This is a genomic window from Azoarcus sp. Soil_N_20, from assembly GCF_057656155.1.
This window is the reverse complement of record NZ_JBDGKX010000006.1, coordinates 96,062-110,605: the sequence shown is the minus strand read 5'-3', so window position 1 is coordinate 110,605 and position 14,544 is coordinate 96,062. Positions and strand designations below refer to the sequence as shown.

Annotated in this window: 15 protein-coding genes and 1 pseudogene; 10 read left to right on the top strand and 6 right to left on the bottom strand. The window is 67.1% G+C overall.

The window, feature by feature from the left end; all coding sequences use genetic code 11:
• Positions 1–107 precede the first annotated feature (107 nt).
• Positions 108–674, top strand: a complete 567-nt coding sequence (locus AC3A35_RS13625) for a cold-shock protein (protein WP_487436665.1) — start codon at positions 108–110, stop codon at positions 672–674.
• Positions 675–702: 28 nt separating this feature from the next.
• Here AC3A35_RS13625 and AC3A35_RS13620 read toward each other — a convergent pair whose 3' ends face one another.
• Together AC3A35_RS13620 and AC3A35_RS13615 are read right to left on the bottom strand one after the other, a co-directional pair.
• On the bottom strand, positions 703–1,842 hold the full coding sequence (locus AC3A35_RS13620; protein ID WP_487436664.1) for an ABC transporter substrate-binding protein: 1,140 nt from the start codon (positions 1,840–1,842) through the stop codon (positions 703–705).
• A 149-nt stretch (positions 1,843–1,991) separates the two neighbouring features.
• On the bottom strand, positions 1,992–3,122 hold the full coding sequence (locus AC3A35_RS13615; RefSeq protein ID WP_487436663.1) for an alpha/beta fold hydrolase: 1,131 nt from the start codon (positions 3,120–3,122) through the stop codon (positions 1,992–1,994).
• 314 nt (positions 3,123–3,436) lie between these two features.
• Here AC3A35_RS13615 and AC3A35_RS13610 point away from each other — a divergent pair, with 314 nt between their 5' ends.
• From AC3A35_RS13610 to AC3A35_RS13600, 3 genes and pseudogenes are all read left to right on the top strand, one after another.
• The gene (locus AC3A35_RS13610) at positions 3,437–4,462 is read left to right on the top strand and encodes a M14 family zinc carboxypeptidase (RefSeq protein ID WP_487436662.1); all 1,026 of its coding nucleotides are present in this window, start codon (positions 3,437–3,439) and stop codon (positions 4,460–4,462) included.
• Positions 4,369–5,091: pseudogene (locus AC3A35_RS13605) on the top strand (alpha/beta fold hydrolase); the annotation flags it as partial. The gene AC3A35_RS13610 and the pseudogene AC3A35_RS13605, both read left to right, overlap by 94 nt.
• A 201-nt stretch (positions 5,092–5,292) precedes the next feature.
• Positions 5,293–5,715: a VOC family protein gene (locus tag AC3A35_RS13600; RefSeq protein ID WP_487436910.1), complete on the top strand. Its 423-nt coding sequence runs from the start codon at positions 5,293–5,295 to the stop codon at positions 5,713–5,715.
• A 41-nt stretch (positions 5,716–5,756) separates the two neighbouring features.
• Here the strand turns inward: AC3A35_RS13600 and AC3A35_RS13595 are convergent, their stop codons facing one another.
• Positions 5,757–7,919 carry a sensor domain-containing protein gene (locus tag AC3A35_RS13595; RefSeq protein ID WP_487436661.1) on the bottom strand — a complete coding sequence of 721 codons (2,163 nt, stop codon included), beginning with the start codon at positions 7,917–7,919 and terminating at the stop codon, positions 5,757–5,759.
• Between the two features lie 242 nt (positions 7,920–8,161).
• On the opposite strand from AC3A35_RS13595, the gene AC3A35_RS13590 reads away from it, so the two are divergent.
• Positions 8,162–8,476, top strand: coding sequence for a DUF2249 domain-containing protein (locus AC3A35_RS13590; RefSeq protein WP_487436660.1), 315 nt, complete (start codon positions 8,162–8,164; stop codon positions 8,474–8,476).
• A gap of 53 nt (positions 8,477–8,529) precedes the next feature.
• Here AC3A35_RS13590 and gorA read toward each other — a convergent pair whose 3' ends face one another.
• Complete coding sequence (gorA, locus tag AC3A35_RS13585) at positions 8,530–9,870, bottom strand: glutathione-disulfide reductase (protein ID WP_487436659.1); 1,341 nt, start codon at positions 9,868–9,870, stop codon at positions 8,530–8,532.
• A gap of 138 nt (positions 9,871–10,008) precedes the next feature.
• Between gorA and AC3A35_RS13580 the strand changes: the two genes are divergently transcribed.
• The 4 genes from AC3A35_RS13580 (at position 10,009) to AC3A35_RS13565 (ending at position 12,326) form a co-directional block, all read left to right on the top strand.
• On the top strand, positions 10,009–10,350 hold the full coding sequence (locus AC3A35_RS13580; RefSeq protein WP_487436658.1) for a zinc ribbon domain-containing protein YjdM: 342 nt from the start codon (positions 10,009–10,011) through the stop codon (positions 10,348–10,350).
• A 116-nt stretch (positions 10,351–10,466) separates the two neighbouring features.
• On the top strand, positions 10,467–10,889 hold the full coding sequence (locus tag AC3A35_RS13575) for a cytochrome C (protein ID WP_487436657.1): 423 nt from the start codon (positions 10,467–10,469) through the stop codon (positions 10,887–10,889).
• Positions 10,890–10,954: 65 nt separating this feature from the next.
• A complete protein-coding gene (locus tag AC3A35_RS13570) occupies positions 10,955–11,671 on the top strand; it encodes a glutathione S-transferase family protein (RefSeq protein WP_487436655.1) in 717 nt (238 codons plus the stop codon).
• A 34-nt stretch (positions 11,672–11,705) separates the two neighbouring features.
• Positions 11,706–12,326, top strand: a complete 621-nt coding sequence (locus AC3A35_RS13565) for a glutathione S-transferase family protein (RefSeq protein ID WP_487436654.1) — start codon at positions 11,706–11,708, stop codon at positions 12,324–12,326.
• A gap of 222 nt (positions 12,327–12,548) precedes the next feature.
• Here the strand turns inward: AC3A35_RS13565 and AC3A35_RS13560 are convergent, their stop codons facing one another.
• Both AC3A35_RS13560 and AC3A35_RS13555 read right to left on the bottom strand, forming a co-directional pair.
• A complete protein-coding gene (locus AC3A35_RS13560; RefSeq protein ID WP_487436653.1) occupies positions 12,549–12,974 on the bottom strand; it encodes an organic hydroperoxide resistance protein in 426 nt (141 codons plus the stop codon).
• Positions 12,975–13,113: 139 nt separating this feature from the next.
• Positions 13,114–13,542 (bottom strand): MarR family winged helix-turn-helix transcriptional regulator, encoded by a 429-nt coding sequence (locus AC3A35_RS13555; protein WP_487436652.1) that lies wholly within the window; start codon positions 13,540–13,542, stop codon positions 13,114–13,116.
• Between the two features lie 479 nt (positions 13,543–14,021).
• Between AC3A35_RS13555 and AC3A35_RS13550 the strand changes: the two genes are divergently transcribed.
• A complete protein-coding gene (locus AC3A35_RS13550) occupies positions 14,022–14,543 on the top strand; it encodes a TRAP transporter small permease (RefSeq protein ID WP_487436651.1) in 522 nt (173 codons plus the stop codon).
• Position 14,544: the final 1 nt, after the last annotated feature.

Genomic DNA, 14,544 nt, shown 5'->3' with positions numbered 1-14,544 from the left:
GCATTTGTTGCGCAAACGCAAACCTCATGCGCTGGTTACGGTTATGATCCTGCCCACGCGACGCCATCAGAACGTTGCGACCGATAACTTTTGCAAGCCGTACTCCGATGCGACTACAGGGCACCCTCGTCAGCTGGGACGACGACGCTGGCCTCGGCCTCGTTGCGCCTGCCGACGGCGGGGAGGAAATCCGGATCCGTGCCTCCGCCTTTCCCCGGGAAGGTGGAGCGCCGCGCATTGGCGAACGGCTGTGGTTCGGGATCGCGACCGACAAGGACGGCATCCGATGCGCCACCGCGGTGTCTCGCGCCGCGGCGATCGACGGCACGGTGGCCCCGCCCTGCCGGCCGACGGAAATCGCGCGCGTGCGCCCCGGCCTGCCCGCTCGCGCGCTGCTGTTGATCGCGATGGCGTTCGGCATGCTCGCCTACAATCAGGGCTGGCTCGGCCCCGACCACACCGAAACGCGGCAGGCCCGTGCGCCGCTCACGCTACCGGGCGCGACGCCCGCGGTCGAACCGATGGCCGCCCCGGCGTTCGACTGTGACGGCCGCACGTTGTGTTCGCAGATGCGTTCGTGCGTCGAGGCCCAGTTTTTCCATCAGCACTGTCCCGCAGCGACCCTGGACGAGCACGGCGACGGCGTGCCGTGCAAGGCGCTGTGCGCCCCCTGAGCCGCGCTGCGCGCCCGGGAATCGCAGCTCAACGGACGATCCTGCCGCCGTCACCGAGCATTGCGAAATCGACGTAGCTCGAGCCGGGGCGCCCGGGCTGGCTGAAATCCACGGCATAGCCGCCGAGGTCGACCTTGCGCATCGCCTGCAGGCTCTTCAGCACCGTTGATGCGGTCGGCGCACCGCCACCGGCGGCAGCGCGCAATGCATGCACCAGCGTCCTGGCCGCGATGAAGCCCTCGATGGAGCGCGCCGAGAGGTCCGGATCCTTGCTTTGCTCGCGCAGGCGCAGGTAATCTCGGTTGACCTCGAGCGTGCGCTGGCTCTCCAGCGGCAGCACCACCGAGAAGGCATAGCCGCGCGCCCCGTCGGGTCCCAGCTTGGCGAGCAATTGCCCGGTGTCGATGACGGACAGGCCGTACACGGTCGCATCGCCGCCGCGGCCGCGATACTGGCGCACGAACTCGATCGCCGCCGCAGTGGTCGCCCCGAGGAAGATGACCTGCGGCCTCGCCTGCAGCATGCTTTCCACGGCCGGCTCGACCTTGAGCGTGTTGCGTTCATACCCGGCCCGGGCAATCAGCTCGATCCCGTTGCGCACCGCGGCGGTATCGGCCCCGGTGATCACGTCGCGGCCAAAGCCATCGTCCTGGAACACCAGCCCGACGCGCTTCATGCCCAGCCCGGCGAGGTTGCTGAACAGGCGATTCACTTCGTCGTGATAGCTCGCCTTGACCACAAAAACGTTGCGCCCGGCGATCGCGCCCGACGCCCCCGATACGGCCCCGACCAGCGGCAGACCGGTCCGCTGCAGCACGCCGTCGCCAATCAGCGCTTCGATATTGGTCGTACCGACGGTGCCGATCAGCGCCACCGGCGCCTCTTGCTGGATGAGTTCGCGGGTGAGGCTCACGGTCTGCTCCGGCTTCTGCGCATCGTCGCGGGTGACGAGCCGGATCGGCGTGCCCTTGATGCCGCCCTGGGCGTTGACGTGGTCGACATACAGCTTGATGCCCGCATGGATGGCCTTGCCGGTCACGGCCTGCGGCCCCGAGAACGGGGCCACCTGTCCAACGACGAGCTCCGCTCCCTGAGCGGCGAGCCCGAACGGCACGAGCAGCGCCAGAACACTGGCAAGCAGGCGGAAACGGCGTACAAAACGGGGCATCGAAGGGATCGTCCTGGTCGGGCCGCAACGCGACATGCGGGCGGGGCGGTCCATTGTTTGGATAACTTTGACGGCATGCAATTGTGGTCATCCACAATATCCCTCGCCCCGGCCGGCAGCCCCGCCGCGAGGACTGCCGGGCACCTCCGTCAGAACGGCAGGCCGGCGCGGATGGGTCGGCACACGCCGCGCGCGACCGGCAGGTTGTGTCCGGCGGGAAGCCGCGTCCAGGGCGCGTCATAGCGCTCCGCGGTGGCCCGCATCCAGGGCACCGGCATCACCCGGTCGCGGTCGCCGCTGATGAGGGTCACCGGCGTCGATATGCGCTCGACCCGGATCGATTCGGCGTCGGCGAGTACGACGCCCGCCACCTCCCGCGTGCGCTTGCCGCTCAGGCCCGCCAGCAGGGAGGCAAGGTCCTGCCCGCGGGGCACTTCGGGCGGCACCGGGGCGAGCAGGACCGCCGCCGGCCGGCGCACTTCGGCCAGTTCGCGCTGCACCAGGTAGCCGCCCAGGGAATGCCCCACCAGGCAGGTATCCTCGGGCAGGTCGGCGAGCACGCTGCGCACGTCGTCGAACAGCTGCGCGAAGCTGGGCGCGGCGGCTTCGCTGCAGCCATGCCCGCTCAGGGACAGTGCATGCGCGGCGTAACCCGCTTCGGCGAGGTCGGCGAGCACGGCGCGCCATTGCCACCCGTCGCCACCGGCCCCGTGCACCAGCAGTACGTGGCCCTGAGCGCGGCCCGACGGCAGGTTCTTGAAGACTTCGAGCCGGCCGTTGCGGCCGCCGCGATGGGCTTCGCTATAGATGCTCAGTGCGCGCGGCAGCACCTCCAGGGTGGCCCGCGCCTCGTCGCCGTAGCCGGTGACGGCAAGGCCGAAATGACGTACCAGCCGGGTCATGGCAAGATTGCGCCGCATGTAGTGGATGTGCATCGTGGTCAGCCGATAGCGCCGGGCGCGGACAATGGCGCGCCGGATCAGGCGGCCAGCGATGCGCTGGCCGCGATAGCCGCGGGTGATCGACAAACCCAGCTCGCCGACCGGATAGCCGTCTTCCGGGTACACCGCCAAGTGTGCGAATCCGACCAGCCGTCCGCCATCCCAGGCGCCCTCGGCCACGTCGCGGTTGAAATTCAGGTTCTGCACGTACTCGATCAGCGTGGCGTCCGAGGCGCAACTGCCGAAGCGCAGTGCGCGGTCCTCCTCGTCCAGAGAGAGCAGATGCAGGGTGACTGCCGGTTCGTCTTCCGGCACGAGTGATGCGAATCGATAGTCCATGGTACCTCCAGAGGCTGCGTGGCCTGCTTTCAGGTCGCCCTCACTCTAGACGCCATGCTGCACTGCAACAAGTTATAATTTTCAACGACATGTATGAGAATATTTCAGCCGTTCATCAGCGTAGCGGGCGCACCCGCACGGCGAACCCTGCGGGCGCTCGGTGATCGGCCGTTGATTTTCGCGGCGGGCTGACCCATCGTTGCATATCGGGTCGCATCGTTCCGGAGCCGCACCCCGAGCCGGCGAGGATGCGATCCCGGCATGGACCGGCGCGATGGCCGCCATCGCCGACCCCACTGGCCGAGGGAAATCGTATGGAGCACAGCGAGCCCACCGAACTGGTCGAACTCGAACACCTGATCGACAAGCTCGGCGGTGCGCTGCAGACCCGGGTGCTGTGCGAGGTCGAGGTCGGCGCGCGCCGTCTCCCCGTGTATGCGATCACGATCGGCAATGCCGCCCCCGAAGCGCCCGCGGTCGGCTTCTTCGGCGGCGTGCACGGGCTCGAGCGCATCGGCGCCGCCGTCGTGCTGGCCTTTCTGCGCAGCGTGATCATGCGTCTGCGCTGGGATGCCACGCTGCAGCGCCAACTCGAACTGATGCGCATGGTCTTCATGCCGGTCGTCAATCCGGGCGGAATGTGGCGCGGCACGCGCTCCAATCCGCAAGGCATCGACCTCATGCGCAATGCGCCGGTCGACGCCCAAGAACACGTCGCCACACTGGTCGGGGGCCAGCGCCTGAGCCCGCGGCTGCCCTGGTACCGGGGCCTGCGCAATGCCCCGATGCAGCCCGAAAGCCGTGCGGTGTGCCAGGTGGTCGACGAGGAACTGCTGAGTCATACCTTCAGCATCGCGGTCGACTGCCACTCCGGGTTCGGCGTGTGCGACCGCATCTGGTTTCCGTACGCGCACACCCGCGCGCCGATCGGACACCTGCCGGAGATGCACGCCCTGAGCGAGCTGCTGGATCAGACCCACGCCCATCACCGTTACGTGTTCGAGCCCCAGAGCCGCCAGTACCTTGCCCATGGCGATCTGTGGGACTACCTCTACTTGCGGGCGTGCGCCGACCCGGCGCGGGTGCACCTGCCGCTGACCCTGGAGATGGGGTCGTGGCTATGGGTCAAGAAGAATCCGCGCCAGCTGCTGTCCGCGCTGGGCCTGTTCAACCCGCAGATCGCGCACCGCCAGGCGCGCGTGCTGCGCTGCCAGGTGGCGTGGCTGGACTTCGTCGGCCGCGCCGCATGCGGCCATCTCGGGTGGCGCCCGACCGGCCCCGAACGCGAGCGTCATCGCCAGTTGGCGCTCGCGCGCTGGTACCCGCGGGCAGCGCCATGAGCACCTGGGTATTGCTGCGCGGGCTGACCCGCGAATGCGGGCACTGGGGCGCGTTCCCGCCACTACTGGCCGAGCACCTGTCGCCGGCCCGCGTCGTGCCCCTGGACCTCCCCGGCAACGGGGCGCTGCACCGTCAGTACAGTCCCCTTCGGGTGCAGGACATGGTCGCCCCGTGCCGCGCGCAACTGCACGCCCGGGGCATCGCCGGGCCCTACCGCCTGGTGGCCATGTCGCTCGGCGCCATGGTGGCGCTGGCCTGGGCCGAGGCCTATCCGGCAGAAGTGAGCGCTTGCGTGCTGATCAACACCAGCGTGCGCCCTTTCAGCCCCTTCTACCGCCGCCTCCGCCCGTCCAGCTACCTCCCTCTGCTCGGATTGCTGACCGCCACCGACGATCGGGCATGCGAAGCGACGATTCTCCGCCTCACCACCCGGATGCCCCACCCCGCCGTCGTCGACGACTGGGTGGCGCTGCGCCGGGCGCACCGCGTCAGCCGGCTGAACGCGCTTCGCCAGCTGGTGGCGGCCGCGCGCTTCCGTGCCCCGCAGCGGCCGCCTGCCGTACCCATGCTGATCCTGAGCGGCGCCGCGGACACGCTGGTCGACCCGCGCTGTTCGGCGGCGCTGGCGACACGCTGGAACGTGCCACTGGTGCGACACGCCACAGGTGGACACGACCTTGCGCTGGACGACGGGCCATGGGTCGCCAGCCGGATATGCGACTGGCTGCGCGCAGCGCAGTCCGATCGGTCGCGACGGACTATGGTGCACATACCGGATGCGCGCGGCCCATTCGCCGGCCTGGCGTGCTCCGCACGGAGGAATGAGCGCATGAAGCCGAGAATCACCCTTATCACGCTCGGGGTCGACGACCTCGAACGCGCCGTCCACTTTTACCGCGACGGGCTCGGGCTTGCCACCGAAGGGATCATCGGTGCGGAATTCGAGTACGGCGCGGTGGCCTTCTTCGAACTGCAGGCCGGACTGCGCCTCGGGCTGTGGCCGCGGATCAGCCTGGCCAACGACGCCGGCGTGGAGCAGCAGGCACCGAGCGCGACCGACTTCAGCCTGGCGCACAACGTGTCGTCCCGCGCCGAGGTGGATGCGGTGATGGCGCAGGCGGCGGCGGCCGGGGCAACGATCACGAAGCCGGCCGGTGACACCTTCTGGGGCGGCTACGCCGGTTATTTCCAGGATCCCGACCGCCACCTGTGGGAGGTCGCCTGGAATCCGGACTGGGTCGTGCCCGATTGAAGTCCGGCGCGGCTAAGGGGTGCGTCCGTGTCGCCGGCGGTTCAGGCCGGCAGCCTGGCGATGCCCCCGCCGGATGCCAGCAGGCGGGTGAGTTCGGCCTCGGGTAGCGGACGCGACAGCAGATAGCCCTGGAACTCGTCGCAGCCCTGGTAGCGCAGGAAGTCGAACTGGGCCTGGTTCTCCACGCCTTCCGCGACCACGGTCTTGCGCAGGCTTTGGCCGAGCGATATGACTGCACGCGCGATCATCGCCACCTCTTCCTCGTGTTCGATGCCGATGACCAGCGAGCGGTCGATCTTGATGATGTCGAGCGGGAAGCGGCTCAGGTAGCTCAGCGACGAATAGCCGGTGCCGAAGTCGTCCATCGCGAGGCCGACCCCGAGCTCCTTGAACGCACGCAGGATGCTCACCGCGCGGTCGCTGTCGCCGAGGAACACGGTTTCGGTAATCTCCAGTTCGACGAGGGCGGGCGACAGTTCGGCCTCGTGCAGCAGGCCGGCCACGTGGGCGACGATGTCGCCGCTGAGGAACAGGCGCGGCGACAGGTTGACCGCCATTCGCATCGGCACCTCGCGGCGCCGGTTCCACTCGCGCGCGGCGGCGAAGGCGCGGCGCAGGATGGCCGTGGTCAGCGGCACGATGAGCCCGGTTTCCTCGGCGATCGGAATGAAGCGGTCGGGGCCGATGGCGCCGAGTTCCGGATGAAACCAGCGCGCCAGCGCCTCGACCCCGACGATGCGGCGCCGGTGATCGACCTTGGGCTGGTAGTGCACCTCGAACGCGTCGCGATCGAGGGCTGCGCGCATCGCGGCCTCGAGGTTGAGGCGCTCGCCGGCGACCCGGTTGAGTTCGCGGGTGAAGAACTGGAAGTTGTTGCGACCGCGGTCCTTGGCCGCGTACATGGCGATGTCGGCGTGCTTGAGCAGGGTCTGCGGATCCTCGCCGTCGTCCGGAAACAGCGCCACCCCCAGGCTGGCGCCGACGTGGAATTCGCGCCCGGAAAGGCTGACCGGGCGCGCCACCTCCTGCAGCACGCGCTCGAGCAGCGAAATCACGGAACTAACGTGCTCGTGGTCGTTGAGCAGGAGCACGAACTCGTCGCCCCCGAGCCGCGCCACCGTGTCGGAGCCGCGCAGGCAGGCGGAGAAACGGCCCGCGATCTCCTTGAGCAATTCGTCGCCCGCGGTGTGGCCGAGGCTGTCGTTGATGAACTTGAAGTTGTCCAGATCGATGAACACCAGGGCCAGCTGACAACCCCGACGCGCGGCGCGGGCGATGCCCTGCTCGATCCGGTCGGCGAGCAGGATGCGGTTGGGCAGGCCGGTGAGCAGATCGTGGTTGGCCTGGCGTTCGAGCTGCTCCTGGTAGTGTCTGCGGTCGGACACATCCTGCACGGTGCCTTCATAGCAGATGAACTCGCCCTGCGCGTTGCTGACGATGTGCGCGTTCTCCGACACCCAGATGCGCGATCCGTCCTGCCGATACACCTCCGACTCGAAGTTGAGCACCTCGCCATGGGTCTGCATCAGGCGGTGGAATTCCGTCCGGCGCTCCGGATCGACGTACAGGCGACGGCCGATGTCGGACAGCTGGTCGATCAGGTCCTGCGCGGTGGCATAGCCATAGAGGCGGGCAAGTGCCGGGTTGGCGGCGAGGTAGCGTCCGTCGCGGGTGGTCTGGAAGATACCCTCGGAGGCGTGCTCGAAGATGTGGCGGTAGCGCAGTTCGGCCTGCTCGCGCGCCTTGAGCATCGCGCGATGCGCGGTGACATCCTCGATGATGCCCTCGATCACCCGTTTGCCCTGTTCGTCGCTCACCACGGAGCCGCGCTCGGCAACCCAGCGCACCTCGCCCGACCGGGTCGTGATCCGGTACTGCACCGCAAACCGCTGACCGCTGCGCACCGAGCGCTCGATGCAGGCGCGTACCCGCGCGCGGTCGTCGGGGTGGGTCAGGTGCTCCCACGAGATTTCGACCTGATCGATGACCTCGGCCGGCGTATAGCCGGTGAGCCGCGTGCATCCCTGGCTGACGAAGACCATCGTCCAGTGGCTGTCGTTGAGGCACCGGTAGGCCATCCCGTCGAGATTGTTCATCAGCGTATCGAGCACACGCGAACGATCGAGGACTTCGGTGGAGAGCAGGCTGCTATGGCCGGGAAGATCGAGCTGGGCGGGCACGAGGGCGAGCGCGTTGGGTGACATCCCGATCGTGCAAGCAAACACCGGGCCTGCGGGCCTGATCACGCTGTTGCGCGGCCTGGCGCCCCATCGCGGATACCGCCTGCATCACGACAGCGCCATCGCGATCCGTGAACGCACCACATAAGTGCGTTCCGGTTTTTGTTTTTCGTCAAGGTTTTGGCGTGCGCGGCCCCATAGGATTCTTCCTGCTGCGAAGCCGGCCGCAGGTGAAGTCCGGCAACGACCCGATGGATGAGATCCCGATGCCAGACACCTCAGTACACTTCTTCGACGCGCGTGGCGTCGCCAAGCGCTTCCGCCATGCCGCCATCTTCGGCGCCCTCGAAGCCCTCGATGACGGCGAAACCATGCGTTTCGTCAACGATCACGACCCCCTGCCGCTGCTCAACCAGCTCCAGCAGCGTTATGGCAATCAGGTCGGCATTGCCTACGTGGCCCGCGACCCGGGCAACATCGTCATCGACTTCACCGTCCAGGCCGACGCCCATCACGCCGCCACTGCCGGAGCAGCGACCGGCGGTTGCGGCGGCGGCGGAGGCCACGGCTGCTGCAGCTGAGTCCGCACGACCCGGCGTAGGCGGCACGGGCAACACGGCCCGCGGCCGCCACGTCAGCGCAGGGTGACGAACTCCTCCGCACTGGTGGGGTGGATCGCCACGGTGGCATCGAAATCCGCCTTGGTCGCGCCCATCTTCACCGCGACGGCAAAGCCCTGCAGCATCTCGTCCGCGCCGTCGCCGATCACATGGGCGCCGACGATGCGTTCGTCGGCGCCGACGCATACCAGCTTCATCGCGGTCTTCGGCCGGTGCTCGGTCAGCGCGTGCACCATCGCGGTGAAGCGGGTGGCGTAGATCTTGACGTCGGCATGGAGCTTGCGGGCCTCGTCTTCGGTCAGGCCGACGGTGCCGATCGCGGGGTGGCTGAAAACCACCGAGGGGAGGGTGTCGTAATCCAGCCGGCTGTCGGGCTGGTTGAGGAACAGCCGGGCGGCCAGTTTGCGTCCGGCGGCGATCGCCACCGGGGTCAGCTCGGCCCGCCCGGTGATGTCACCGAGGGCGTAGATGCCGGGCACATTGGTGTTCTGGAAGGCGTCGGTCGGGATCACGCCGTTGGCGTTGGACACCACCCCTGCCGCCGCCAGGTTCAGACCGTGGGAATTGGCGGCGCGACCGGTCGCCCACACCAGCGCATCTGCCTCCACCATGCTGCCGTCCTTGCAGCGGATCTGCAGCGCGCCATCCGGCGCCCGGGCAATCGATGCCGCCTCCGTATGCAGACGCAGCGCCACGCCGTCCTCCTGCATCTGCGCCATCAACTCGTCACGGATCATGCCGTCGAAGGGCCGCAACAGGTGGGGCCCCCGCACCAGCATGGTGACCTCGCTGCCCAGCGCGTTGAACACCCCGCCCAGTTCCACCGCGATGTAGCCCCCGCCGACGACCGCCACCCGGCGCGGCTGCGCTGCCAGCGCGAAGAACCCGTCCGAATCGATGCCCAGTTCGGCCCCCGGCATGTCCGGTACCACCGGATGCCCACCGGCGGCGATGACGATGTGCGCGCCGCGGTAGTGGCGCCCGTCGACCTCGATCGTGTGCGCATCGACGAAGCGCGCGAAGCCACGTACGACGGTCACGCCGGATTTATCCAGCATGTCGGCGTAGATTCCGTTGAGGCGAGCGATGTAGGCGTCGCGCCCATCCCTCAACGCGCCCCAGTCGAAATCACAGGCACCCACATTGAAGCCATAGGCGGGCGCATCGCGCAGCACCTGGGCAACGCCGGCGGCATACCACATGACTTTTTTCGGCACGCAGCCGACATTGACGCAGGTACCGCCGAGTCGCGCCGCCTCCACCAGCAGCACGCGTGCGCCATACTCCGCCGCGCGCCGCGCGGTGGCCACGCCGCCGCTGCCGCCGCCGATCACCAGACAGTCGTATTCGCTCATGGGATTCTCCCCTTGTCGTCCATGTCAGCTCCAGACCGGCCGCAAGCGACTTCGTTCATCGCTGCCAGCGCGCGAATTTCCTGCGGAGGAGTCGGCCGGCGGCTTAAAATATCCCGCTCATCAACATGGAACACTGCAATGTCCGCGATTCCCGCCTGTCCCCAATGCACCCTCGAGAACACCTACCCCGACGGTGACAACTACGTGTGCGCCGACTGCGGCTTCGAGTGGCCGATGGCCGAAGCCGCAGGCGCCGACGACGATGCCGAAGCGGTGGTCAAGGATGCCAACGGCAACGTTCTGGCCAACGGCGATGCCGTCGTGCTGATCAAGGACCTCAAGGTCAAGGGCTCGTCGATCACGCTCAAGGTCGGCACCAAGGTCAAGAGCATCCGTCTGGTCGGCGGCGACCACGAGGTGGACTGCAAGATGGACGCCGGCAACTTCATGCTCAAGGCCTGTTACCTGCGCAAGGTGTAAGCGCTTCGCGCGGTCTATGATGCAGTGTCGGCTGCGCCGCCAGCTTCCACATCGGGTATTCCGGATGCAAGAAGCAGGCGGCGCGCCCCGTCTCCACGACTCCTGCGAGGCCATTCATGAAGAAGGTCGTCCTTCTCGCCGCACTGCTCACCATGCCCGCACTGGCCGAGGACACCCGCCTCCTCGCACCGCTGCCGCCCGCCGCCCGGGAAACCCTGCGCCAGGAGATGCTCGACAACCTGATCGCGCTCAACGAGATCCTGTCGCTGATGGCCGAGAACAAGGTCCGGGAAGCCGGCGACGTGGCCGAAACGCGGCTCGGCCAGAGCGCCATGGGCAAGAACGCGCGCCTGCCATACGAGGCACGCCCCGGTCCGCAGATGCCGCAGGCGATGCACCGCCTGGGCATGGAAGGCCATCGGACCGCGAGCGAGTTCGCCCGGGTCGCCGCCACGGGCGACCGCGACCAGGCAATGGCCATGCTGCCCGGTCTCACCGGCACCTGCGTCGCCTGCCACGCCGCATACCGCACCCGCTGATTGCTTCCGCCGCCGGGGCCCACCCGGTGGAGCGGCTTGAGACAAGAGAACACGAGGGATGAACCATGATCGACCTGTACACGGCGGCCACGCCCAACGGCCACAAGATCTCGATTGCACTTGAAGAACTCGGGCTGCCCTACGCGGTGCGTGTGCTCGACTTCGCAAACAGCGAACAGAAGCAGCCGTGGTTCCTCGAGATCAACCCGAACGGCCGTATCCCGGCGATCGTCGATCGCGACGAGGGCGACTTCGCGGTGTTCGAATCGGGCGCGATCCTGATCTATCTCGCCGAGAAGACCGGGCAGCTGATGCCTGTCGACGCCACGGGGCGATCGCGCGTGCTGCAGTGGTTGATGTTCCAGATGGGCGGCATCGGCCCGATGATGGGGCAGGCCAATGTGTTCTTCCGCTACTTTCCGGAGAAGCTCCAGCCCGCCATCGATCGCTACCAGGGTGAAACGAAACGCTTGTTCCGTGTGCTCGACGGTCGTCTGCGCGAGCACGAATACCTTGCCGGCGCCTACTCGATCGCCGACATCGCCAACTGGGCCTGGGTGCGCACCCATCGCTGGTCGGGCGTGGACCTCGACGACCTGCCCCACCTCAAGCGCTGGCGCGACCAGATCCGCGCCCGGCCGGCGGTACAGCGCGGGATCGAGATTCCGCCGTCGAAGGTGGACCTCGCCGACGACGCCGACGACGACGAAAAGGCCCGGCAGTTCGCCGAGGACGCGCGCAAGATGGTGGAAATGGGACAGTCCCGGCAGGCCGGGATATGAGGCGCCACCTCAGCCCGAGCGGCAAGGAAAGCCGATGAAGCTATACGTATCGCCGCGGGCGCCAAGTCCGCGCCGGGTGCAGATGTTCATCGCCGAGAAGGGCATCACCGGCATCGACGAAGTCGTGGTCGAGATCGGCAGCGACCAGCACCGGACCGAGTCCTACCGCGCCAAGAGCCCGCTCGCCAAGGTGCCGGTACTGGAACTCGACGACGGCCGTGTGCTGGGCGAGACGCGGGCGATCTGCACCTGGCTCGAGGGGCGCTTTCCCGAGCTCAACCTGATGGGGAGCGACTTCGACGAGCGTGCCTTCATCGAGATGGCCGACCGGCGCATGGAGTTGTACGTGCTCGGCGGCATCGCCAACTGCATCCGCCACACCCACCCCGGGCTGGCGCCGCTGGAACAGCCACAGTTCCCCGACTTCGGCCGTTCGCAGGGCGAAAAGGTGCGCGAGGTGCTGCGCTGGCTCGACACCGAACTCGCCAGCCGTCCCTTCGTGGCCGGCGAACGCTTCACCATCGCCGACATCACTGCCTTCTGCGCCATCGAATTCGCCCGTGGCCTGATGAAGCTCCGCCCGGCGGCTGAGGGCATGGCAAACCTGCAGGCCTGGCGCGACCGCATCGCCGCGCGACCGAGCGCGAAGGTGTAAACACGTTCCGTCCAGGCAACGCGTCATTCGAACCGGGTGCAATCACAATCGCCCTAGATGCTGTTATCCGGGTCAAGTGCCCCTTCCCGGAACCGGCGCCGCAGGGCGGCTTTCAACCCGCCACAGGTGGCGATTCGGGCGCCGGTGGCCGACCGAGCAGCCCTATGCAAAACCCTCACGACCCGTCCGCTCACCGGGCAGGGCGGGCCGCGGGGGTGTAACTCACACGATGCTCAGGCGCACGTCGATGTTGCCGCGCGTTGCATTGGAGTACGGGCACACGATGTGGGCCGCATCCACCAGCTTCTGTGCAATCTCACGATCCAGCCCGGGCAGCGAGATCTGCAGGTCCACCTCGATGCCGAAGCCGGTCGGGATGGCGCCGATGCCGACGCTGCCATTGATCTCGACGTCGGCCGGCAGGGCGACCTTTTCGCGCATGGCGACGAACTTCAGCGCGCCCAGGAAGCAGGCCGAATAGCCCGCGGCGAACAGCTGCTCGGGGTTGGTACCGGCGCCGCCCGCCCCGCCCAATTCGCGTGGGGTGGTGAGCTTGACGTCCAGCACGCCATCGGACGACTTCGCCGCGCCGTCGCGACCTCCGGTGGCTTTGGCATGGGCACGGTACAGCACTTTTTCGATCGACATCTCAACGACTCCTTGAAGTAAATGGAAAACAACATTGGGCGGTTGCGGAATGGTCCACCCGAACCATGCACACTTCGCTATTTAATAGCGCACTACTTATATATCAAAGAAACAGCTCGATATCTGCACATTTGCGTCCTCACGCGTTACGCGCCAAGCGGCTGCGCAGCAGATCCAGTTGGGTCTTGATCTGCACCAGTTCATCGACGGAGCAGTCCGCCGCACAAAATACCGAACCCGGCACCGACTCCGCCTGCTGCTGCAGGGCCCGCCCCTGCGCGGTCAGGCGGATGATCACCTGGCGCTCGTCACGGGCATCGCGGGCACGGGTCAGCACCCCCTGCGCTTCCATCCGCTTGAGCAGCGGCGTCAGCGTGGCCGAATCCAGGTACAGCCGTTCGCCGATCTCCGAGACCATGACATCGTCACGCTCCCACAGCACCATCATCACCAGGTACTGCGGATAGGTCAGCCCCAGCTGCCCCAGCAGCTTGCGGTAGAGCTTGTGCATTGCCAGGTTGGTGGCATACAGCGAGAAGCACAGTTGCTCGTCGAGTCGCAACGACAATTTCGGTGCTTCACTGGCAGGGCGTGTTTCCGAGTTCATGGCCGGATAATACATAGCGCGCTATTAAATAGCAAACATTTTTGCTCACCCCGATACCGACGCTGGAAAGCAAGTGGATAGCAACGCAGCCAGCGGCACCGGTGGCAGGGCGGCCTTCAGTCCGCCGCAGCGGGTAATACTGGCGCGGCGGGTGGATCCGGTACCGGCGGCCGGCCGACTGAGTAGCGACCGGAAGTGGGTTGTCCCGGAGGGCGCCCCGCTTCAGTGCGCGGGCTGTGCACCGCAGTGCCGCCAACACATTTTTCCACTTTTAATTAATGCCTTGCGACGCACAACCATGGTGCTCCGCAGCATCGCCATGCACCAGACTGGAAACAATAATTTCAACATTGCACTTCTGAAATTTATGTTTTAGAGTGAATTCACCGCGCCGCTTCACCGGCGCAGAATTCACCGCACACCCTATTCAGGAGTCATCCATGGCCCTTACCGCGCTCGCACAGCGCATCGAATGCATCGGCCGCCAGGTCAACCGGGTGGTCGAGTGGCTGTGCGCCGGGTTGGTGGCGGTGATGGTGATCGTGGTGTGGCTGGGGGTCGGCGGCCGCTACTTCACCGAGGGCGGCTTCAGCTGGACTGAGGAGCTGGCCCGCTACCTGATGATCTGGGCGGCGCTGCTGGCGGTGTCGTGCGCGGCCTGGTGGCGCGAGCATGTCGGGCTCGACATCGTGTCCGGGCGGCTCCCCGCCGGCCCCCGGCGCGGGCTGAAACTGCTGACCGACGCGGTCACCGTGGGCTTCTTCGTGTTCATGTGCATCTACGGCATCGACATGACGATCGAGGGCCGCAGCCAGTTCTCGACCCTGTTCGGGCTGTCGATGGAAGTGCCCTTTGCCGCGGTACCGGTGTCCTCGGCGCTCGCCGCCTTCCAGTTCGGCGTGCGCCTCGTCACCGACTTTTCCAATCTTTCCCGCGCCGAAACGGCCGCGGTGCCCTACTGAG

Bases quoted from the DNA above. Each gene is read 5' to 3' on its own strand.
- AC3A35_RS13625 (WP_487436665.1), top strand. From the start codon at position 108: ATGCGACTACAGGGCACCCTCGTCAGCTGGGACGACGACGCTGGCCTC.
- AC3A35_RS13620 (WP_487436664.1), bottom strand. From the start codon at position 1,842: ATGCCCCGTTTTGTACGCCGTTTCCGCCTGCTTGCCAGTGTTCTGGCG.
- AC3A35_RS13615 (WP_487436663.1), bottom strand. From the start codon at position 3,122: ATGGACTATCGATTCGCATCACTCGTGCCGGAAGACGAACCGGCAGTC.
- AC3A35_RS13610 (WP_487436662.1), top strand. From the start codon at position 3,437: ATGGAGCACAGCGAGCCCACCGAACTGGTCGAACTCGAACACCTGATC.
- AC3A35_RS13600 (WP_487436910.1), top strand. From the start codon at position 5,293: ATGAAGCCGAGAATCACCCTTATCACGCTCGGGGTCGACGACCTCGAA.
- AC3A35_RS13595 (WP_487436661.1), bottom strand. From the start codon at position 7,919: ATGTCACCCAACGCGCTCGCCCTCGTGCCCGCCCAGCTCGATCTTCCC.
- AC3A35_RS13590 (WP_487436660.1), top strand. From the start codon at position 8,162: ATGCCAGACACCTCAGTACACTTCTTCGACGCGCGTGGCGTCGCCAAG.
- gorA (WP_487436659.1), bottom strand. From the start codon at position 9,870: ATGAGCGAATACGACTGTCTGGTGATCGGCGGCGGCAGCGGCGGCGTG.
- AC3A35_RS13580 (WP_487436658.1), top strand. From the start codon at position 10,009: ATGTCCGCGATTCCCGCCTGTCCCCAATGCACCCTCGAGAACACCTAC.
- AC3A35_RS13575 (WP_487436657.1), top strand. From the start codon at position 10,467: ATGAAGAAGGTCGTCCTTCTCGCCGCACTGCTCACCATGCCCGCACTG.
- AC3A35_RS13570 (WP_487436655.1), top strand. From the start codon at position 10,955: ATGATCGACCTGTACACGGCGGCCACGCCCAACGGCCACAAGATCTCG.
- AC3A35_RS13565 (WP_487436654.1), top strand. From the start codon at position 11,706: ATGAAGCTATACGTATCGCCGCGGGCGCCAAGTCCGCGCCGGGTGCAG.
- AC3A35_RS13560 (WP_487436653.1), bottom strand. From the start codon at position 12,974: ATGTCGATCGAAAAAGTGCTGTACCGTGCCCATGCCAAAGCCACCGGA.
- AC3A35_RS13550 (WP_487436651.1), top strand. From the start codon at position 14,022: ATGGCCCTTACCGCGCTCGCACAGCGCATCGAATGCATCGGCCGCCAG.